Raw genomic sequence first — 20,087 nt, forward strand, 5'->3', positions numbered from 1 at the left:
AACGCATCGGTTCGCAAAAACCCGGCCCGCCTTTGAGTCTCGTGTGCAATGGAAATAATCACCCGTTACCGGGCCAAACGCGGGCGCCCGGAAGACCGGACTCCGGCGCACCGTACTAGCTTTGAAAGCTGGTTGAAAGCGTACCGCCTAACCAGCCGGAGTTACGGTGAAGTCATCAAAATACACGTGACTGTCGGCCTTCGACCACAAGCCAACACGCCCGGTCACCGGCTCAGGCAGCGTGTCCTGCAGGTAGAGCTTGCCGTCGACATAGCCTTCGACCTTGGTGCCGGCGATGCGCACCTTCAGGTCGTGCCATTCATGGGTTGAGGTTGGGGTGTTCTTGACCCAGGTCACCGACGAGCGTTTCCCCTTTTCGAACTTCCACAACACAAGGTTGTTCTCCAGAGGGTTGGCGCGAATCGTGAGATAGTCGCCATTGGGCTTAAGGTTGAACAATATCCCTGCACCCTGGTCGATGCGGCCGCTGATGCCCTCGAAACGGACGGCGATCTCTCCATCGCGGAAATCCGGCACGCCCTCAAGAACAGCATAGGGGAAGTATGCATAGGCCTGGACGCGGTCGAGGAACTCGGCGTACCGCTCCCCATAGAGGGCCCGCGCCTTGTCTGCGAGACCAGCGGAAGTCTGTCCCTCCTTCCATTGGCGCCCGTCGACGGCCAACACCTTGTTGTCGCCTTCCGTTTCGATCCGCCAAATGCCTACCACGCCGGGCATCGCCTTCGAATCTGTGCCAACTTCCTCGTCCGAAAAATTGACGATGTCCGGCGAACCCGCCGAAGCGGGCAGCAGCAAGGCCACCAAGCCGACACCTGCCGCGGCAATTGTCTTGAGGCTATGTAAGATGTTCACGGCTGATCTCCTTCTGGCTTGAAGTGTATTTGATGGCCGGTGCGCGGCGGCTCCGCCACCAAGCAACCCAGACGAGCAGCGGCAGGCCGCCGACGAACCAGGGAAGCGCGATCCACGGAGCCGCGACGAGCGGATAGCCGGGATAATCGCCGGCCCCGGTCGCCGGCACGGGCAGGGGTACATTTGCGAGCCCATAAAGGAGCGGCAGTACCTCCTCGGTGCCGGTCGATCGACTGACGGCCGACCGGCCGCCATAGCTGTACTCGACTTCGCCATACGACTCATCGCTTGCGCTGCCGACAACACTCTGCTGGTCGCCTGCAAAACGGATGACAATCCGTGGAATGACCCGCTCGAGCTTCGATAGGACGCTTGTTCGCAAATCGGCGTACCGGGGGTCTTCGGGCGCCAGGTGAACGGTGACGGTCAACTGATCGCTGAGGTGCGCCAGGGCCTGTTGGTCGGCAAGCGAGAAAGAGTTCCGTCGGTCCTCGGTCGCATCGGCCGACCATCTGATCTGGGTAGCCGCGACCATCACAAGACAGGTCGCCACGAGGCAGATGAGCGAACGGACAAGCTTGATGCGCACGGTAGCACCCATGGGGAGCCAGATGGCAGCGAGTGCGGCAAATCCAAGAATCGCCGCAAGCACCCCGACGACCAAACTGAGCGACAACAATCCGAGCTCAAAGGTGTGCAGCGTTTGCGTGAGCGACAGCCGCGACGACCAGCCAAGGAGGTCGGGTTGGCTGGCCGCCGCGAAGTCGATGACCCACGATCCGAGTGTGAAGCCGAGTGTGACAATCGCCGCGGTTGCCGCGCTCTCGGTAAGCGCAGCTGCGAATAACGCGATGGCGCCGACCAACAGGCCGTAGAGGAGATGTCCGAGAACAAGATTCAGGGTCTCGGCGACGAACAGATGTCCGCCCATGAACTCCCAAATCGCGAGCGCAGAGAGCGCAGGGATACTGGCAATGAGCCAAGCTGCGAAGACGGCGACCAGCTTGGCGCCAATCAAAGTCGGCGGTCGATAGGGCAGCTGGATCAGGAGCCGCAAGGCGCCGGACTCCTTTTCGTTGCCGAGCACGCGTATGGCAACAAAGGGAAACAGCAGCGTAACGGCGACGTAGAAGCCGCCGAACGTCGGAACCAGTACGCCGTCCAGCGGGGATAGTGCGCTCGCGAGCCCAGGCGAGGTGAGGGCAGTAGCGCTCGTTTCGCCGTAGAGCGACACGGCCTGAAAGAAGCTGAAGCCGACGAGAGGGCAGAGCATCAGCAGCATTGTCCAGAGCGGCCGGCCGCTCGCCATTTCCCGCAGCTCCTTGGCCAGCAAGGGGCCGAAGGGAGCGTCGAGCGGTACCGCTGCCTCAGGTGAGCGCAAGGAAAACCTCCTCCAACCCACCGGAGAGGATCCCCGCACGCTCCCGCAAGTCGCCCAAGGTCCCGACGCCGCGCACGTGGCCTTCTGCGAGCAAGACGAAACGGTCGCATATGCGGTCGGCATCGAGCAGCTGGTGTATGGCGAGGACGAGGCTGCGCCCCTGCGCCGCAACCTTGCGCAGCACGTCCATGATCTCGCGGGTCTGTCGCAAGTCGAAGCCGTCGAAGGGCTCGTCCATCAGCAGCAGTGGATGCGGCGTAATCAGGGCAAGCGCCAACATCAGTCGACGGGCATACCCTTTGGACAATGCAAGCACCCGCTTGTTCAGCACCGGTGCAAGTCCGACCGCCCTAACTGTGTCCGCGACGTCGAGGTCCGATGTCCGGTAAACACCGGCGAAGAACGCGAGCACCCGTTCGACATACTGGTCGCGCCACGGCCGGAGGCCGTCGGGGAGGTAGAAGATCGATCTCCGGCGCAATGCAGGTGGCAGAGGGGCGCCGTGCCAGAAAATCGTCCCCGAGTCGGCGGGAAGAACGCCGGCAACTGCTTCGAGCAACGTGGTTTTGCCGGCTCCGTTCGGTCCGATGAGACCGAGAACTTCGCCGGCTTCGACCGTGAAGGCAACGTCCGCCAACGCTGTTTGCGGGCCGTAGCGCTTTGTCAAGGCGTCGACCCGAAGGGCGACTCCGCTCGCTGGCGGTGTTGCGATTTGCGCCTTGTCAGGCATCCGGCTTCGCATCAACATCGGCTGATTCCCTCCCGGCGTGCGATTGGGCATTGCCCGGCCGAACTCCGCCGTTGGACGCGCGCGCGGACGCCCAATCTAGCTCTTTTTGACGGCGACCTTGTCGAGGGCTGCGCGCAGGCCTTTCGCCAGCTTCTGCACATCGTCGTTCGCCCAGAAATGCATGAAGAAGAGCCGCGGCTGCTCATCGAGCATGTGGCTATGCAATGCCGTGATCTCGATGCCGTTGCCTTGCAACGCCCTGATAACCGGATTGACCTCCTTGGCAGTCAGCACAAAGTCACCTGTGATCGCCGTTTTGCCGCCGCCAGTCGACTGGAAGTTGATCGCTATGGCGGAGCCCAGGGCGGCCGGCACATCCATGCCATTTTCTTCGACCGGTTCTGCGCGCGGTATAGTGAACTGGTAGACCGCGCCGTTGGCCTTGCCTTTGTAGCCAATAGCTTGGTCGACACCCGCCGTGTCGAACTCGATCTTCGAAGCGGCCGCCGCCTGCGAACCGGCGGATGCAGCCATCGGCGTCTTCGTCAGAGCCAAGCCGGCATGAAGCGCTGTGGCGAGTGCTACGGGATCACCTTGGCCGAAGAGGTGCATGTAGAGCGTCATCGGCTGCGCGCGCAGCAGGTGGTTGTGCACCGCGGTGATCTCGATGCCGCCTTCTTCAAGCTTCTTCATGACCGGGTTCACCTCGTCCTGCGTCAGAACGATGTCGCCCATGACCATTGCCTGATTTCCCATGGGATCGAAGGCGATCCAGCCTCCGAGCGCAAAGCCTGGCTTCAGGGACATGCCGTCGAGCGATACCTTCAGGTCGGTTCGTGGCAAGCCAACTCTATAAACGCCGCCAGGCATTTCCGATCCGGATTTGCCAAGTGTCTGCGCGACAGTTTGCCAATCGGGTGCCGCTGACGCCGGTTGGAGAAGCGCCGACATCGCTATCAGCATTGCGCCGGTGATGTGTTTTGCACGCATGGATTTCTCCTTGTGGTCTGCCCCAATATGCCCAATGACTTTCAATCCGAGACGCTAGTCGCGTGCAGAGGGCTTCTGCAGCACGCCCTCCAGGAAGAACGTCCCATCCGGGTCACGAAGCTGTACTGCGGTATCTGAGATCCATACCTGATAGCAGGTCTCTTCGCCTTCAACGGAAATGCAGAGCTGCCCCTTCTCGACGCGCCACTTGCCGGCGTTCTTCTTGCCCATGTCGTAGCGCACGATCCGTCCGTCGCGGCCGAACGCATCCGCCCAATGAACGTCGTCCGTGAAATCCATGCCGGCGAACTTGGCCTTGATCTCCTTGCCCTTGAGGTGCCGGAACGTGTCCGCCGCGTCCGCGGCATTCACAGCAATCAGGCTGAAGCCAAAGGCGATGGCGGCCATCAGCCGCCGACCAACCGTAGCAGTTCCCGGGCTGTTTCTTTCGAGGGTAATCATCTTTTAGGCCGCCGCCGTAGGCTTCATGGCCGGCGGCCAGCTGTGCGTCTCCGCTTTGCGGCGCGAGGCCCAGGCATAAAGGGCATCGTAGATGACGAAGCCGTGCCTCAGCACCTCATGGTCGTCCGGCGTGACGTCCCGGAGCCCCATGGAGATCGCAAGCAGTCCCGCCGACTGTGGCATGAGATCGTGCCGATCGGTGTCGGCGCCGCGCACGATCGAGGCGATCGTCACGATCGCCGGATCGCGCTCGAGGCCGTATTTCGAGACGAAGGTATCGAAGCTGCAGCCGTCACCCACATGCGTGAACTCGACACCGGGCACGTCATAGGGTGTAGCGCCCGTCTCCTGGGCAACTGGGATCACCCGATCCGGCGGCACGAACAGGAATTCTGGCTCCGTGTCGATGAAGCGGGCGATCAGCCAGGGACAAGCAATACGGTCGATCACCGGACGTTCGCGGGTAACCCATTTCATGGCCTTGTCTCCCTTTAGGTTGGCGCCACTCAGCGCGGCCTACTGCTGCGAGACCGCCAACGCTACGCCTGGTTAAAGAATGATACAAGTGTTACATTTATCTTACCCGTGATACGGTTCACTTATGAGTGAATGGAACAGCCCTGGCTGCTCCTTATCCATCAGCTGCCGAGCAAGCCGGCCTCTCCGGGTGAAGATCTGATGGCGCGCACCGAAATCTTGCGGGCCAAGACGGGACATGTTCTGGACATCGGCGCAGCGCTGGCGGTTATCCTGCTCGGCGTTTGGCCGCTGATCCGGAGATAGGTTTTCGATCTTGGCCCACCCCGCCGCACATCCATGTTTGGGGTCCGCCGTGACATCGACTGGATCGATGCCAACGGCTGTCCCGAAGAGATGTGCCGTTCGGCCCTGCCAGCATCGACGAATATGGCAACTTCGACGGAACCGCCACCCAGGCCGACCTTCCCACCGCCGTCGCGCCGCCAACCCGAGCGCGCTGCGCCGAAGTTCTTGGCTTTCGACACATTTCCGCTGCCATTGTATCGCGAGCGCGCGGCGGTCGCATGACTCCTGTGGCGACTGCGACCGGCTATTGCTGCGTGTTGAGTGCCCGCCTCAAGCTCTGTGCCAACGCCTGAGCATTGCCGATGCCCCAGTAGTGCAAGAAGATGATCCGCGGGTCTTCAAAGAACATGTGATTGTGCACCGCCATTACTCCAATCGCTCCAGCTTGCAGTTCACGGATGACCGAAGAGACTTCATTTTCGAGCATCGCAAAGTCGCCGCAGACCGCGGCGCGCTCGTCCGTGCCCTGGAAGCCTGCCCATGTGTTATAGCCCATTGCGGCATCAATATTGAGCTCGCCACAGCGTGTGCAGACGACGGGCACGGATGGGCGCCCCAGGACAAACTTGAGCACGCCGTCCTTGCTCTCGCCCTTGTGCTCGACAATCGCCTCAAGCGGCGGCGCGTCCAAGCTACTATTCACTTTCTTGATGGCGGGTTCGACAGGATGCTTCTGGCGCACGATCTTTATCGCTTCAAAAATCCTATGCGCTCCTGTCGCCAACGCAGTTTCATCAGCCGTACCCTCGACATGCATAAACATCACGCGCGGCTGCTCGCGGACGAAATGATTGTGTAGGGCTGTTACGTAAAGGTTCGCCTGGATCGCTGCGGCCATCGCGTCCTCGATTTCATCTTCGAGCACGACGATGTCGCCCATCAACGTGGCATGATGTGCCCCCTGTTTAAAACTAACCCAGGAGGTGAGGCCCATAAACGGAATGATCTCAAAGCCGTCCAGGGTCATTCTCACTTCACTGCGCGGGACCGATAACTTGAGCACGTCACCCGTGGTCTGTCCCTTCAGTCCGGTAAGGGATTCAATAGCTTGGGTATCGAGCATCTTAGACCTCCTCGTTTCATCGAGCACTAACCGAACCAGATTTCCGTTGGCGCCACACAATGAATCGAGTGCCGAACGCCAACGCCAGCGTCACCATTATAGGTGCAGGGGTGGTATGAAAAAGAGCAGTACGAAGCAGCCAGCCCACCTGGGATCATTGCCAGCAGAAGGGCGGGACCGGCCCGCTCGGCGGTCGCACCAAGGGCACCGAAAATACCCGTTCCGATGATCATGCCGGCAGTCATGAGCGTAGCTGCGGTGCGTCCGACGGCCCGAGTCGCGGATGATCCTGACTGGCTAGCCCCACCCGAGGCTGTCATTTCGGCACCTCCTGTCAGGCATCAGCGAGACAGTCTGCGAGACGTCAACGCTACGCCTGAATATAATATGATACAAGTGTTGCATTTGCCTTTCTCGGTGATACGGTGTGCTGATGAGCGAAGGGGAACTTGGGACCGAGCAGCGCTGGCTGCTCTTGATCCATCAGCTGCCGACCAAACCAGCCTATTTCCGGGTAAAGATCTGGCGGCGGCTGCAGGGTATCGGCGCAGTTGCGGTCAAAAGCACAGTCTATGCGCTGCCCGCCGATGCAGAAACGCAGGAGGATTTCGAATGGCTCCTGAAGGAAATTATCGACGGTGGCGGTGAGGCGATGGTGTGTGAGGCGCGTCTGATCGACGGCCTGACGGACGCACAGGTTCGGGCGCTGTTCGATGCCGCGCGGGACATCGACTATGCAGAGATCGCCAAGGCAGCGCGCGATCTAACGGCGGCTATCGACTCCGACAAGACCGAGGATCGGCGCGCGGATGCCCGCGCGCAACTCGGTCGAATGCGCAAGCGGCTTGCCGAAGTCGTGGCGATCGACTTCTTCGGCGCCAGCGGGCGGCTCGCCGCCGAGGGACTGATCGCCGAGCTCGAGGCTCAGCTTATAGAGGACAAGGCCATGACCAAGGAACCGAAGAAGACGGCCGAGCTGGGTGAGGTCAAGGGCCGGACCTGGGTCACGCGGCTGGACGTGCATGTCGACCGCATCGCCTGCAGCTGGCTGATCCATCGCTTCATCGATGCCGATGCAACGATCCGCTTCGTGGCGGGCAAGGGACACGTGCCAAAGGAGGGCGAATTGCGCTTCGACATGTTCGAAGGCGAAATCACCCATGAAGGGGACCGCTGCAGCTTCGAGGTACTGCTCAATCGTAGTGGCTTAGTCGACCCGGCGCTGCAGGCCATCGCCGAGATTGTCCATGACATCGACCTCAAGGACGGCAAGTTCAGTCGCGAGGAAACCACCGGCATCGCCAGCCTGATCGCTGGGATCGCCATGGCCAATGCGGAAGACGAGCAACGGATCGCCGAGGGTGCTTCGGTGTTCGACAACCTCTATCGATATTTCCGCCAGAAGCGCGGGTGAAGGGGAACCAATGACCAGCGTTCGTGCCGTCCATCCGAATGCGCTCGGCGATGACCCTTCGCATGGCATCCCCTTCGGCGAAGCAGTGCGGGTCTGGGCGCGTGTGGCGGCGTTGAGTTTTGGTGGCCCGGCCGGCCAGATCGCGGTAATGCATCGCATCCTCGTTGAGGAGAAGCGCTGGATCGGCGAGACGCGGTTCCTGCATGCGCTGAACTACTGCATGCTGTTGCCAGGACCGGAGGCCCAGCAGCTCGCCGTCTACATCGGGTGGCTCCTGCATAAAACCCGAGGCGGGCTCGTGGCCGGCACGCTGTTCGTATTGCCGGGCGTGATCGCCATCATGGCGCTGAGCTGGATCTATGCGATCTTCGGCAATGTTGGCGCGGTGCAGGCGCTTTTCTTCGGCCTGAAGGCCGCCGTCCTCGCCATCGTGCTCGAGGCGGTTATCCGCGTCGGCAAGCGGGCGCTCAAGAACAACGTCATGGTAGCGGTCGCTGCCGCCGCTTTCATTGGGCTTTTCCTCTTCCATGTCCCGTTCCCGCTCATTGTCCTGACGGCTGCAGTGATCGGGTATGTCGGCGGGCGGGCCGGGCTGGCACCTTTCATGGCGGGCAACGGCCATGGCAAGGTCGGCGGCAAGCAGGTCGCCGATGCGGAATCGGCGCTCGGCGAAGGCATTCCTGCTCATGCTCGCCCGCCGGTCAGCTGGTCGTTGAAGATCGGCGGTGTGTTTCTGGTGCTATGGCTGGCACCTGTCCTCGGCCTTTTCGTGCTGTTTGGGTCCGGCAATGTCTTCGCCGATATCGCGGTGTTTTTCTCGAAGATGGCGGTCGTGACCTTCGGAGGCGCCTACGCCGTCCTCGCTTACGTGGCGCAGCAGGCTGTCGATACATATGGCTGGCTGAAGCCAGGCGAGATGCTGGACGGCCTTGGCATGGCGGAGACGACGCCTGGCCCCTTGATCATGGTAACCCAGTTCGTTGGCTTCATGGGCGCGTATCGAGCGCCGGGATCGCTTAATCCGCTGCTCGCTGGAACGTTGGGCGGCCTGCTCACCACCTGGGTCACCTTCACACCTTGCTTCCTCTGGATATTTGTCGGTGCGCCGTTCGTGGAAACGCTGCGCAGCAACAAGGCCTTGTCCGCCGCGCTGGCGACCATCACGGCGGCCGTGGTGGGCGTGATCCTGAACCTGGCGGTGTGGTTCGCCCTTCACGTTCTGTTTGGAGCACTGCGCGAGGTCAAAGGGTTCGGCATGACGGTCGATGTGCCCGCATTCAGCTCCGTCAATATCCCGTCGCTCGTCCTGACATTGGGTGCGCTGCTGGCGGTGTTCCGTTTCAAGATCGGCATGCTCCCGGTGCTCGCCGGCTGTTCGATCCTCGGGCTGCTCTACGGGATGGCGACGGGAGCGATCTAACCCCGTGCAGCCAGCGCCCTGACCCGTGGGGTGAGGAGGTGGAGGCATCGTTGACGTTACAGTGGCTGGCACATGGCTTGCGCAAAGCTATTTCGAAGCAACGGTTCAGGCTCCTTCCTGCGGGTGCTGAGCCGACGGCCGCGAACCTGCTGACATCCAGGGGACTCCGGGCGTTCGGTGACGGTCTGGTCAGCATCCTGCTTCCCGCCTATTTGGCCACGCTCGGCTTCGACGCCTTCGAGATCGGAACCCTGTCGACGGCGACGCTCGCGGGTTCAGCCGTTCTCACCCTGGCTGTTGGGATCGTCGCGCATCGCTTCTCCCGTCGCGCGCTGCTGACCGCAGCGGCCGTCCTGATGATAGCCACGGGGATCGTCTTCGCTGTGGTTCACGATTTCTGGCCGCTGCTTCTCATCGCGTTCGTCGGCACGCTGAACCCATCTTCAGGGGACGTCAGCGTGTTTCTACCGCTCGAACATGCGCAGCTTGCGCAGAGCGTCACCGACCGCGACCGCACGGCGCTCTTTGCGCGCTACAGCCTCATCGGCTCTCTCGCCGGCGCCGTCGGAGCGCTGGCCGCAGGAGCGCCCGACTTTCTCCGCGACGCCATCGGCCTGGAAATGAAACAGGCCCTCCAGGCAGCTTTTCTATTTTATGCCTCGCTTGGGTTGGCGGCGGTGCTCCTCTATCGGCGGCTGCCGAGTGACGCGCCTGACACAAACAGAGTGTCGGCACAGCCATTGCGCAGGTCTCGCTCCATCGTTCTAACGCTCGCCGCACTCTTCAGCCTCGATGCTTTCGCAGGCGGCTTCGTCGTCCAGTCGTTGTTGGCCCTTTGGCTCTTTCAACGGTTCGGCCTGTCGCTCGCCGCGACCGGCTGTCGCAGATGGACGTGCCGACTCGCACATCGTACGTCATGGCCGTGGTGACGCCCGAAGAGCGGGCTGCCGCGGCGAGCATCACCGCCGTCCCGCGCAGCCTCGCGGCGGCCGCCAGTCCAGTCCTCGCAGGGGCTCTCCTTGCCGTCTCCAGCTTCGGCTGGCCCCTGATCATCGCCGGTGGGCTGAAAATTATCTACGACCTTCTGCTGCTCGCGACATTTCGCAGTGTTCGCCCTCCAGAGGAGCACGGGGGCGGGAGGAATGACATGTCAGTCGGCCATGATCGAACTGGCAACGACGCGCGGGTTTCCTGGTGGCGTTGAAGGCACGACCACCAGCCGGACAAATTGCTTACGTCCGCCGGCAACGAAGATGTAGAGACGCGAGAACTCCTCCGTATCGCGATCTTCGGCAATCTTCTCGGCATCCGTACGGGTGAAGAAACTCTTCCGAAATGCCTCTTGATCGATATCGGGAAATGCCAGCGTACACGTCTGCACCGGTTTGCCGCTCATCGTTGCCTTGGTGGTGCCGATGATGGTTCCTGCTGGCAATCCTTCCTCCGCTTCGGCCACCAGCCATGCCTCCACTGAGGTTGGATTAGCGATTGGCGCGAGTTCGGCGAAGCCTGCTTCGGCAATAAGTGTCCACCTGCGCTCGTGCGCGGTCTCTATCATGCGCTCGAAATTGGGACCCTCGGCCAGACAGGTACGGTGAAATTGTTCGACAGCCTGATCCGCATCACTGGCGGCCTGCGCCGGCGACATCGTCAGACCCAAGATGGTCCCTGCCAACGCTAGAAATCGGAACATGTCTATCTCGCGTAGCTGATTGTGGACGAACCACTTATCCTGAACGGGCTACGACACTCGTTGTTCCGGACTGTCGGCGCCTGCATGGCCGGTATTGATCTGGTGGCTTGATGGAGGCGCGAAGCGCCTGCGCAGTTGATGCAATGTTCAGGCATCTGGCAACTGATGGAACCATGCCGCACTGGGTTTCGATGACGGACCCTGCTACAGACCCACTCACACCGCCGGGCGGGACCATTTGATCTCGTGCTGAGTTCCTGGAGACATCTCCCGGCGCTCGCCGAGGAACCTGCATGTCGTGCTCGCCGGCAACCAGCCCCGGTGGTTTTTCGGGCACTTGGCCTATGTCCCAGTCCACTGTGGAAACTTGTTAAAATCCCTTACGGCAAAGGTTTTCGAGGTCCGCTTTTGCCATTCCCTCGAAGCCCAGCGCGGGAAGAATATCATTATCTCCCTTAAGATCGCGACCGTAAGCCGCCGAGAATATGGCAATTCCAGATTCATGGAGAATCGCTGAATTTCCGCTGATCTTCCCCAACAAAACGGTCGGCAGCAGCCCGAACGGAACGTCCTCGAGAATATAGCGGCTTTCGATGGTTGACGGGCCGAAGCCGCCGCGGCCTTGGCGATCCATCTCCTGGTTCATTTCCGAAACGGTGGCCATGGGGACGTGAAACGACAATGAAAAATGCTCTTCAACTGAATTTCGCAGGCGAACGCTCCGAATGGACGATGCCCCTGCCCGCCGTCATCCAGTTCACGTCGCCGGGCCGGATTGTCTCGACATTGCCGGCGCTGTCGCGATGAACCATCTCGCCCTCGAGTAGATAGCTCAGCGTCGAAAGGCCGATATTATGGATGCCTGCCAGATGCTGGTTGATCATCTTCACCGAAGCGCCGATGCCAGGTTCGTGGCCCAGGTGATAAACCTTCGCCGCGACCGCATCCAGGACATGCCGCGCCCGTGCGAAGGCATTCGGGCTACCCGACGCCATGATCGTCAGGGCGCCGCTCGCAGCTTTTTCTGCGCCGCCCGAGATCGGGGCATCGAGATAGAGGATGTCGCGCTCCGCGAGGCGCGTGGACAGGCGTCTCGCCTCCGATGGCGCCATGGTCGCCGACGAAATGAACACCGACCCCGGCGCCATTGCGGGGCCAATGCCGCCATCGCCGAAAAGCACCGCGTCGGTCTGCGCGCTGTTCACGACGACGCAGAGGACGACGCTCGCATTGGCAACAGCTTCACTCGGTGATACCGCTATCCGCGCGCCGGTTGCAACCAGCCTTTCCGTAGCCGTCGCGGAGGGATCGTAGCCCACGACCGCGTGTCCGCATCGCACAAGCGAACTCGCCATACCAAACCCCATCGATCCCAACCCGATGACGGCGACGTTTGATTTTCCCGCGCTTTTGTCAGCAGACATGCGTATCCAACCTCTTGCTTTCAATCCAATCATAATGCAGATTATCTACAATCTGCAACGGGCCGTCGCCGCACTTTTTGAGATTTTCAGGTTGGCGTCCGTGGTGGGCTCAGTGCGTTTGGCTTCGGAGCCATGCGCCTAGAATCTCGGGTGATATGGATGCGAGAGACGAAGCTCCGTGAACAGATTGTCCGCTTCGGCAGGTCGCTGTTCGATCGCGGACTCACCCCCGGTTCCTCGGGAAACATCTCTGTTCAGCTCGACGAAGGCGGATGGCTTGTGACCCCGACAAACGCGTCGCTCGGATTTCTGGATCCGGCGTCCATTTCCCGCATTGACGCAAAGGGCAATCTGGTCTCGGGCGATAAGCCGACGAAGGAGATCCCCCTGCATTCCGCGCTCTACGACACAGTCAAAGGATCTCGGGCTGTCGTGCATCTGCATTCGACGCATTCGGTCGCCGTCACGATGCTTCCCGAAATCGATCCGAAGTCGGTGCTGCCGCCGATGACGCCGTACTATCTCATGCGCGCTGGCCGAACTGCGCTGGTGCCGTATTTCAGGCCGGGCGATCCGGCGGTCGCCGAGGCGATCAAGGGATTGGCCGGCAATTATACGTCGGTCCTGCTGGCAAACCATGGGCCGGTCGTGGCCGGCAAGGATCTCGAGGGCGCTGTGTTCGCGATCGAGGAACTCGAGGAAACGGCGAAGCTGTACCTTCTGCTTCGCGGTCTCAACCCGCGATATCTTTCTGCGGAGCAAGTCGCGGATCTGGCCAGGCAATTCCCGCTTCCGGGCCCTGACGGAGCGCACGACCACCACTAAACAAGGCAGTTTCGTCTGGAGCGGGGTGGTCCAAAAATACGTTGACGTATTGTAGATAATCTGCAATTCTGAAGCTGGGAACAAGGAAGCAAATAATGCTCTCGCAGGACCTGAGTACCGAGCATTTCCGGCAATCGATGCGGCGCGTGGCGTCCACGGTCTGCGTGATCTCGTGCAGGCACGATGGGCGCCGATATGGCATCACCGTCACGTCGGTCACGCCGCTCAGCTTCGCTCCCATTTCGATCCTTGCCTGCGTCAACCGCAACTCGTCGATCAACGTGCCGCTCAAGGAAGAGGGGCAATACTGCATCAACGTGCTTCGGGCCTCGCAGGCCGACATATCCAACTCTTTCAGTGGCGGACGGCCAGCCGAGAGGCGTTTCGACATTGGCGAGTGGACCGAAAAGGACGGCATACCGTACCTGGCAAGCGCCCAGGCGAACCTGTTCTGCGAAATGGATCAGGCGATCTCCTATGCCACGCACGACATCATCATCGGACGGGTCGCAGGGGTGGCATTTGCCTCCGATGTCGACCCCCTGATCTACCAGAACGGCGCCTACGCGCTGACTTCACCCATGGTCCTGCAGAAGGCTGGATAGGACTGTTTGCCAGCGTCGACAGCCGTCGCCGAGGGATCTTAGGAGCAAATGAATGCAGCTTGGCCTTTTTAACCTGATGACGCTTCGCGATCATCCCGACGGTGCCCAGGGCGTGATGCGCGATACCCGCAAGATGGTGGAGACCGCTGATGAGCTCGGCTTCGATGTCGCGTGGTTCGCCGAACACCATTTCGCCAACTATTCGAGTTCGCCGTCGCCGCTGATGATGTGTTCCTACGCGGCGGGGTGGACCAAGCGGATCAAGCTTGGCCCGGGCGTAATCGTGCTGCCGCTTTATAACCCGCTCCGTGTGGCCCAGGAGATCGCTGTCGCCGACACACAGACCGAAGGCCGCCTCATCATCGGCATGGGTACCGGCTATCAGCGCTATGAGTTCGACCGCTACAACATCGTGCTGGACGATCGGGTCGACGTTTTCCTCGAGTATTGGGACGTCATCGAAAAGGCGCTTGTCGATGGCGAGGTAGAGTACAAGGGAAAGTACATTTCCCTCCCCAAGACCCATTTCGCGATCAGCACCCAGCAGAAGCCCCTTCCGCCGATTTTTGTGACCTCCTCCCACCCCAAGCTCCTCGAGCGCTTCAAGAAGTGGAAGGCGGTTCCGTTCCTTGCAGCCAGCACGCTCGGATCGCCCGTGCTCTACAAGATGGTCAACGGGCTCAACGACGCCTGGACGTCCATCGGCGAGCAGCCTTCGACCAAGCCCTTGGCGATCATGCAGTACCTGGCCATAACCGACAGCCGCAGCGAGGCATTGGTCGTGGCGGAGCGGGCCCGGTACGTGGGGCGTATGGCACATTATCTTCGCCAGGCTTCACCGCCGCTGGACGACAACAGCTACATCAGCAACCAGGCGTACGAAGGCGAGTACACGCTCGACCAATATGCGGACAACATGGTGGTAGGCGATGCGCATGCCGTTGCCGAGAAGATGGTCGCGGACATCAAACGTCTCAATCCAAGCAACTACACCTGCAACTTCTCCTTCGGCTGCATGCCAATCGAGTTGGCGCATCGCTCGCTCGTTCGATTCAAGAACGAAGTCGTGCCGCTGATCGAGAAGGAAGTGGGACCTATCGAAGCTCTCGGCGTGTCACCCGGGCTGGCGAGAAAGGCGAGTTGAGCGGCCTCACAAATGCTCAGCCAACAAAAAACTAGTGTGCAATACAAGAAAGGGGAATGAAATGAAAACGATTGTAAAGGCTCTGCTGGCGACAGCGGTCGCTACTTTCACGCTTGCCGCTCAGGCGCATGCCGACTCGGCCCTCGACACGATCATCAAGAACAAAAAGCTGCGTTGTGGCATCATGCTGGACAGTCCGCCTGCCGGCTTCCGCGACTCGAACAACGAGCCCGACGGCTATGACGTGACGTACTGCAAGGACATGGCAAAGGCGCTTGGCGCAGAGCCGGAAATCATCGAGACGCCTTCGCCGGATCGTATCCCGGCGCTGGTTTCGAACCGCATCGACGTCCTTATCGCCTCGACTACGCCGACCCCGGCACGTGCGCTGACCGTGGCGTTCACCCAGCCATACACCAACAACGTCATGGCAGTCGTGACCCGCAAGGACACTGGCATCGCCAAATACTCCGAACTGGCATCCAAGAAGCTTGGTGGTGTCGTTGGCACCACGCCTGAGCAACTCTTCAAGGATGAGCTGGGCAAGGGCTGGGAGGGTACGGGTGCGACCTACACCGGCTTTGCGAGCGATGCGGAAACCTTCCTGGCTCTGCAGCAGGGCAAGATCGACGCCATCGTGATTAATGTCGCCGTCTTCAACTCGCTATCGCAAAGTGGTCAGTTTCCGGAGTTCGTGATGGCCGGACTTGCCCCTCTCGCCGACTTCGGGTCGATTGCCGTCAAACGTGACGACCAGCAGTTCCTCAACTGGGCGCGCGTTTTCGTGTTCACTCAGGTTTCGAATGGGCGTTGGGCCGAGGTGTACCACAAGTACTACGGCAATGGCCCGCTGCCGCCGCTGACAGCTGAAGGCATTAACTTCTAACCATAGGGCTCATGCCGGCAGGAAAACCTGCCGGCATGAGCATGGGATGTTTGGCATGAACGGCTATCAGTTCTACTGGTCCATAGTCTGGGATTCACTGCCCCTGCTGCTGGCCGGAGCCTGGGTGACGATCCAGATCACCATTCTGGCCTTCATTGTCGGCACGCTCATTGCGATGCCCATGGCTGTCGCGCGCCAGCAGGGCGAGGGATGGGCCTACCGGTTTTCGACCTGGTGGGTGGAGCTGTCGCGCAACACGCCTGCTGTCTTTCAGCTCTATCTCTTCTATTTCGGGCTGGGCGCCTTCCACATCAACATCCCCAGCTACGCCGCCGTCCTCATCTCCGTCTCCTTCAACAACGCCGGATACATGACAGAAATTTTCAGGGGTGGCCTCAACGCCATCCCGCGACAGCAGCTGTCGGCTTCGCGCTCACTCGGCATGACCAGCCCGCAGAGCTTCATTCATGTGATCTTTCCGCAGATGTTCAAGGTGATCTTCCTTGCCTATGTCACACAAGGCATCTGGGGAATGCTGAACACCTCGCTTGGCATGCTGGTCGGACTGCAGGAGCTCTCGGGCGCCACGCAGTACGCGCAGTCCGCATCCTTCCGGACATTCGAGTTCTTTCTGGTCACGGCGCTGATCTATTACCTCATCGCCAAAGGGCTGCAGTTCTCGTCCCACCTGGCCTTCCGCCTCATATACAGGAGCTAGGCGTGCAGTTTCAGTTCGCAAACCAAGGGCTCGCCTGGTCGGATGCTTATTTCCTGGCTCAGGGTCTGCTCAACACTGTCAGGCTGGCCGCCGCAGCAACCCTTGTCGGCACCCTTGCCGGGATCGTCCTTGGCTGGTTGCGCACCGTGTCAATGACCGTGAGGATCGCCACGGCCCCCTTCATCGACATCCTGCGCAGCGTGCCGATGATCATCCAGCTGATACTCGCCAACAGCCTCCTATCGATCCTGGGCTTCGGCACTTCACCCTTTTGGTTCGGTACCGTCGCGCTTGGTGCCTGGATGTCGGCGGTAACTGCCGAGGTGGTCCGGGCGAGCCTCCTCTCAGTCCCGGTTCAATACCGCAAGAGCGCTCGCTCGCTCGGCATGAACGGCTACCAGGAGCTCTTGTACATATCCATGCCCCTGGCATTCAGGACGGGATTGGCTCCGTGGATCGGGCTCGTCCTCAGCCTGATCAAGGACAGCGCTCTCGCAGGCGTGGTCGGCTACATCGAATATATGCGTTCCACGCAGATACTCATCACCAGGACACATGAGACCTGGCTGCTGCTGATGGGTGCGGGGCTTTTCTATTTCCTTATCTGCTATCCTGTTTCCCGGTACAGCCGGCACCTCGAAAGAAAGGTCCGCGTATGATCCGCATCAGCAACGTCCAGAAGGCCTTCGGATCGGTGATCGTGCTCAAGGGCATCGATCTCACGGTCGAAAAGGGCGAACTCGTGTGCCTCATCGGCGCGAGCGGGTCGGGAAAATCAACGCTCCTGCAATGCATCAACGGGCTCGAACCGATCCAGGGTGGCGAGATTCTCGTCGACGGCATCAGCGTCCACGATCCGAAGACGGATATCAACAAGCTGCGCAGCAAGCTGGGCATCGTCTTCCAGCAGTACAACGCTTTCCCGCACCTCACGGCGCTGGAAAATGTCGCGCTGGCACCCCGGGTGGTCACAAAGCGAAGCCGCGCGGTGGCGCGCGCACTTGCGCAGAAGCACCTCGAGCATGTGGGGCTCGGCGACAAGGGCGACAGCTTGCCGTCTCAGCTCTCAGGCGGCCAGCAGCAGCGTCTCGCCATCGCCCGAGCGCTTGCGATGGAGCCGAGCTATATGCTCTTCGACGAGGTCACCTCCGCGCTCGACCCCGAACTTGTCGGCGAAGTGCTTGAGACCATGCGTCTCCTAAAGAGCGAAGGCATGACGATGGTGGTTGTCACGCACGATATCAATTTCGCTCGGGAATCGGCGGACCGCGTGGCCTTTCTCTGCCAGGGCGAAGTCTGCGAAATCGGCACGGCCGAAGAGGTGATCGACAATCCCCGCAAAGAACAGACACAGAAGTTCCTGCGGCGCGAGAATCGCAAGCCCCTTGAAATCGTCAGAAGCTCAGTCGCCTAGCGAATTCCATCCAAACGCAGCATCGGAGGGTAACTCATGATCTCGTTCAATCTCACGGGAAAGGCGGCGCTCGTCACCGGGGGCGCGTCGGGCATCGGCCTCGAAACCGCGCGCATGATAGCCAAGGCAGGCGCCAAGGTCGCAATCAACTATCTGCTGGCGGACCAGCGGGGCGAGGCTGCTCTCGTTGAGCTCCAAAAGGAGGGGCTCGACGTCATCGGTGCTCCAGGCGATGTCGGCGACGCCGGGCAGGCCAAGGCAATGGTGCTCGAGGCGGTGGCGAAGCTCGGCCGTCTCGATCTGCTTGTCAACAACGCGGGAATACCTGGCGTGAAGGTCCCGGTGCCGATCAACGACCTGGACAGCATAACCGAGGAGCTTTGGGCAAATCTGCTGAACGTCAACCTTATGAGCGTTTTCAGGTGCTCGAAGGCCGCGGCGCCTGCTCTCAAGCTGGCCAAAGGTTCGATCGTGAACACCGCTTCGATCGCCGGCTTCGGCGCCGTGGCCAGCACCATCGCCTATAGCGGCTCCAAGGCCGCCGTCATCAACCTGACGAAGAACCTGGCGCGTGCGCTCGCGCCCGATGTGCGCGTCAACGCGGTGGCGCCCGGCGTCGTCGAAAGTTCGTGGGCGATTGAATGGTCGGAGGAGCGTCGCCAGAGCACCCTCGCCAGCACACCTCTGAAGAAAGTCTGCACCACGGCGGATGTCGCGGAGCTTATCGTGTTCCTCGGTTTCGCCGGCGCGCTGATCACCGGTCAGACGGTGGCGATCGACGGCGGCATCTCGATCTGATCAGCAATGGAGAACGCCATGGAACTCGTGAAGCTAAAGTCCGGCAGCATCCTGGAAGAGAAGGAAGGCTATTCGCGGATCGTCGCCCTCGACAACTGGATCTTCATGTCCCTGACCGCAGGACGCGACTACAAGACCCGTGTGATGCCTGAGACGGCCGTCGAGCAGGCAAGGCAAGCGATGAAGAACGTCGAAGGCGCGCTTGCGGCGGTCGGCAGCAGCCTTGCGGATGTTGTGCGGCGACGCATCTTCATTCCGCGCCAGGAAGACGTCCCGGAAGTCATGGCCTATATGGGCGAAAAGTTCCGGGACATCTCTCCGGCAAGCTGCGTCAGCTGTGGTCCGTTGGGCGGACCTGAGTATCTCTTCGAAATAGAGCTCACTGCGTATCGTGGTGCAGGCGCCCTTCCGGCGAAGAACCTGTCGGTCTCGCTCTAACGGCAAGCCAGGCGAGACAGAATGTTTTCCACTTATTCCGTAAGGATAGCTTAGTGGCAGGCTTCTCATTATCGCATTCGTATATAGTCTACATTCCGAATGCCTGTGCAGCCGATCTCCTGCGGTCGGCTTATGAGGATCTTGATGCGACACGCAAATCAAATAGGCGCCATTCTGGCTCCCATGACGCAGATGGAAAGCACGCAGTTCGCTGCGGAGCAAATCCGGAACGCGATCATTGCTGGGCACTTCAAGCCCGGCGACCGTCTCGTCGAGCAACAGCTTACCGACATGTTGAACGTCTCCCGGCATCCGGTCCGGGAAGCATTGCGCCTGCTTGCTCGCGAGGGGTTCGTCGAGATCAAGCGGAACAAGGGAGCATCTGTCAGGGCGGTGGACGCAGACAGCGTCATCGAAGTTTACAATATCCGGATGGCTCTGGGAAAAATTGCCCTAGACCATCTGCTCGCCGAGCCAGGTCGCCTGGCTTCGGTTGACCTCAAGCGCCTCGAAAAATTGGCTGAGAATGCCGTCAAGTTCGCTAACCTCGATAGCCAGGTCGAGACCGTTCGCAACGATCTTGAGTTCCAGCAGGCGATCATTGATGCAACGGGATTACAGCGGACCATTCGCTACTTTTCTGAGCTGACCGCAGACGTGAGGCGCTTCAACCATCAACTCGGGGTCGTTTATACTGACCGAAGGGGCGATGCCGAGAAGTATGTTGTCAAGCTATTCGAAAGCTTACGGGACGGAGATCTGCATACTGCGCATGAGATCTGGAATGCCAAGTTCTCGAAGGCTCTTCAGCGCTACCTTTCGCTGATTACCGACAGTGAATCAGATGGGGCGACCCGCAACAGCGTTGGGGTGAAGGCCAGTCGACCCTCAAGGCGGTAGCAAGGCACTGCCTTGCACGTCCTCCCGATTTCGGCATCTAGGTCATGATGCGGCTCGGGCTTGATCGCCGCCATAGGGCGTCGA

Annotated in this window: 22 protein-coding genes and 2 pseudogenes; 14 read left to right on the forward strand and 10 right to left on the reverse strand. The window is 60.5% G+C overall.

Annotation, left to right across the window (positions count from 1 at the left end; all coding sequences use genetic code 11):
- Nucleotides 1-147: 147 nt before the first annotated feature.
- From NKI85_RS13465 to NKI85_RS13490, 6 genes are read right to left on the reverse strand one after another with little or no spacing between them, the layout of a single operon-like run.
- Nucleotides 148-873, reverse strand: a complete 726-nt coding sequence (locus tag NKI85_RS13465) for a LamG domain-containing protein (RefSeq protein WP_352517440.1) — start codon at nt 871-873, stop codon at nt 148-150.
- Nucleotides 857-2,254, reverse strand: a complete 1,398-nt coding sequence (locus NKI85_RS13470) for an ABC transporter permease subunit (protein WP_352527319.1) — start codon at nt 2,252-2,254, stop codon at nt 857-859. The genes NKI85_RS13465 and NKI85_RS13470 overlap by 17 nt, the downstream gene beginning before the upstream one ends.
- Nucleotides 2,241-3,035: an ABC transporter ATP-binding protein gene (locus NKI85_RS13475; protein WP_352517438.1), complete on the reverse strand. Its 795-nt coding sequence runs from the start codon at nt 3,033-3,035 to the stop codon at nt 2,241-2,243. The genes NKI85_RS13470 and NKI85_RS13475 overlap by 14 nt, the downstream gene beginning before the upstream one ends.
- A gap of 45 nt (nt 3,036-3,080) precedes the next feature.
- Nucleotides 3,081-3,974, reverse strand: coding sequence for a DUF1259 domain-containing protein (locus NKI85_RS13480; protein ID WP_352527320.1), 894 nt, complete (start codon nt 3,972-3,974; stop codon nt 3,081-3,083).
- A gap of 54 nt (nt 3,975-4,028) precedes the next feature.
- A complete protein-coding gene (locus NKI85_RS13485; protein WP_023802351.1) occupies nt 4,029-4,382 on the reverse strand; it encodes a hypothetical protein in 354 nt (117 codons plus the stop codon).
- 57 nt (nt 4,383-4,439) lie between these two features.
- Nucleotides 4,440-4,913 carry a chromate resistance protein ChrB domain-containing protein gene (locus NKI85_RS13490; RefSeq protein ID WP_352517436.1) on the reverse strand — a complete coding sequence of 158 codons (474 nt, stop codon included), beginning with the start codon at nt 4,911-4,913 and terminating at the stop codon, nt 4,440-4,442.
- Nucleotides 4,914-5,045: 132 nt separating this feature from the next.
- Between NKI85_RS13490 and NKI85_RS13495 the strand changes: the two genes are divergently transcribed.
- Nucleotides 5,046-5,219 (forward strand): hypothetical protein, encoded by a 174-nt coding sequence (locus tag NKI85_RS13495; RefSeq protein ID WP_352517435.1) that lies wholly within the window; start codon nt 5,046-5,048, stop codon nt 5,217-5,219.
- Nucleotides 5,220-5,505: 286 nt separating this feature from the next.
- On the opposite strand, the gene NKI85_RS13500 is transcribed toward NKI85_RS13495, so the two are convergent.
- Nucleotides 5,506-6,324: a DUF1259 domain-containing protein gene (locus NKI85_RS13500; protein WP_352527322.1), complete on the reverse strand. Its 819-nt coding sequence runs from the start codon at nt 6,322-6,324 to the stop codon at nt 5,506-5,508.
- A 433-nt stretch (nt 6,325-6,757) separates the two neighbouring features.
- Here NKI85_RS13500 and NKI85_RS13505 point away from each other — a divergent pair, with 433 nt between their 5' ends.
- From NKI85_RS13505 to NKI85_RS13515, 3 genes and pseudogenes are all read left to right on the forward strand, one after another.
- Nucleotides 6,758-7,738, forward strand: a complete 981-nt coding sequence (locus NKI85_RS13505) for a chromate resistance protein ChrB domain-containing protein (RefSeq protein WP_352527323.1) — start codon at nt 6,758-6,760, stop codon at nt 7,736-7,738.
- Nucleotides 7,739-7,748: 10 nt separating this feature from the next.
- Nucleotides 7,749-9,158 (forward strand): chromate efflux transporter, encoded by a 1,410-nt coding sequence (gene chrA / locus NKI85_RS13510; protein ID WP_352776817.1) that lies wholly within the window; start codon nt 7,749-7,751, stop codon nt 9,156-9,158.
- A gap of 89 nt (nt 9,159-9,247) precedes the next feature.
- A pseudogene (locus tag NKI85_RS13515) lies at nt 9,248-10,287 on the forward strand (MFS transporter); the annotation flags it as partial.
- A 21-nt stretch (nt 10,288-10,308) separates the two neighbouring features.
- Here the strand turns inward: NKI85_RS13515 and NKI85_RS13520 are convergent.
- The 3 genes and pseudogenes from NKI85_RS13520 to NKI85_RS13535 form a co-directional block, all read right to left on the reverse strand.
- A complete protein-coding gene (locus NKI85_RS13520) occupies nt 10,309-10,851 on the reverse strand; it encodes a hypothetical protein (RefSeq protein WP_352527325.1) in 543 nt (180 codons plus the stop codon).
- A 370-nt stretch (nt 10,852-11,221) separates the two neighbouring features.
- Nucleotides 11,222-11,554: pseudogene (locus NKI85_RS13525) on the reverse strand (NAD/NADP octopine/nopaline dehydrogenase family protein); the annotation flags it as partial.
- Nucleotides 11,547-12,308: an NAD(P)-dependent oxidoreductase gene (locus NKI85_RS13535; RefSeq protein ID WP_502896092.1), complete on the reverse strand. Its 762-nt coding sequence runs from the start codon at nt 12,306-12,308 to the stop codon at nt 11,547-11,549. The gene NKI85_RS13535 and the pseudogene NKI85_RS13525, both read right to left, overlap by 8 nt.
- A gap of 126 nt (nt 12,309-12,434) precedes the next feature.
- Here NKI85_RS13535 and otnC point away from each other — a divergent pair, with 126 nt between their 5' ends.
- From otnC to NKI85_RS13585, 10 genes are all read left to right on the forward strand, one after another.
- A complete protein-coding gene (otnC, locus tag NKI85_RS13540; RefSeq protein ID WP_352527326.1) occupies nt 12,435-13,100 on the forward strand; it encodes a 3-oxo-tetronate 4-phosphate decarboxylase in 666 nt (221 codons plus the stop codon).
- 95 nt (nt 13,101-13,195) lie between these two features.
- On the forward strand, nt 13,196-13,705 hold the full coding sequence (locus tag NKI85_RS13545) for a flavin reductase family protein (RefSeq protein WP_352527327.1): 510 nt from the start codon (nt 13,196-13,198) through the stop codon (nt 13,703-13,705).
- Between the two features lie 52 nt (nt 13,706-13,757).
- Nucleotides 13,758-14,849: an LLM class flavin-dependent oxidoreductase gene (locus tag NKI85_RS13550; protein WP_352527328.1), complete on the forward strand. Its 1,092-nt coding sequence runs from the start codon at nt 13,758-13,760 to the stop codon at nt 14,847-14,849.
- A gap of 61 nt (nt 14,850-14,910) precedes the next feature.
- Entirely contained in the window at nt 14,911-15,735 is an 825-nt protein-coding gene (locus tag NKI85_RS13555; RefSeq protein WP_352527329.1) for an ABC transporter substrate-binding protein, read from the forward strand.
- A gap of 55 nt (nt 15,736-15,790) precedes the next feature.
- Nucleotides 15,791-16,453, forward strand: a complete 663-nt coding sequence (locus tag NKI85_RS13560; protein ID WP_352527330.1) for an amino acid ABC transporter permease — start codon at nt 15,791-15,793, stop codon at nt 16,451-16,453.
- Nucleotides 16,454-16,455: 2 nt separating this feature from the next.
- Complete coding sequence (locus tag NKI85_RS13565) at nt 16,456-17,112, forward strand: amino acid ABC transporter permease (protein WP_023718647.1); 657 nt, start codon at nt 16,456-16,458, stop codon at nt 17,110-17,112.
- A complete protein-coding gene (locus NKI85_RS13570; protein ID WP_352527331.1) occupies nt 17,109-17,867 on the forward strand; it encodes an amino acid ABC transporter ATP-binding protein in 759 nt (252 codons plus the stop codon). The genes NKI85_RS13565 and NKI85_RS13570 overlap by 4 nt, the downstream gene beginning before the upstream one ends.
- Nucleotides 17,868-17,903: 36 nt before the next feature.
- The gene (locus NKI85_RS13575) at nt 17,904-18,665 is read left to right on the forward strand and encodes an SDR family NAD(P)-dependent oxidoreductase (RefSeq protein WP_352527332.1); all 762 of its coding nucleotides are present in this window, start codon (nt 17,904-17,906) and stop codon (nt 18,663-18,665) included.
- A gap of 18 nt (nt 18,666-18,683) precedes the next feature.
- Nucleotides 18,684-19,103, forward strand: a complete 420-nt coding sequence (locus tag NKI85_RS13580; RefSeq protein WP_352527333.1) for a RidA family protein — start codon at nt 18,684-18,686, stop codon at nt 19,101-19,103.
- Nucleotides 19,104-19,286: 183 nt separating this feature from the next.
- Nucleotides 19,287-20,003 carry a GntR family transcriptional regulator gene (locus NKI85_RS13585; RefSeq protein ID WP_352527334.1) on the forward strand — a complete coding sequence of 239 codons (717 nt, stop codon included), beginning with the start codon at nt 19,287-19,289 and terminating at the stop codon, nt 20,001-20,003.
- Nucleotides 20,004-20,087: the final 84 nt, after the last annotated feature.

This window comes from Mesorhizobium sp. M0571, assembly GCF_040320985.1.
Classification (GTDB): Bacteria; Pseudomonadota; Alphaproteobacteria; order Rhizobiales; family Rhizobiaceae; genus Mesorhizobium.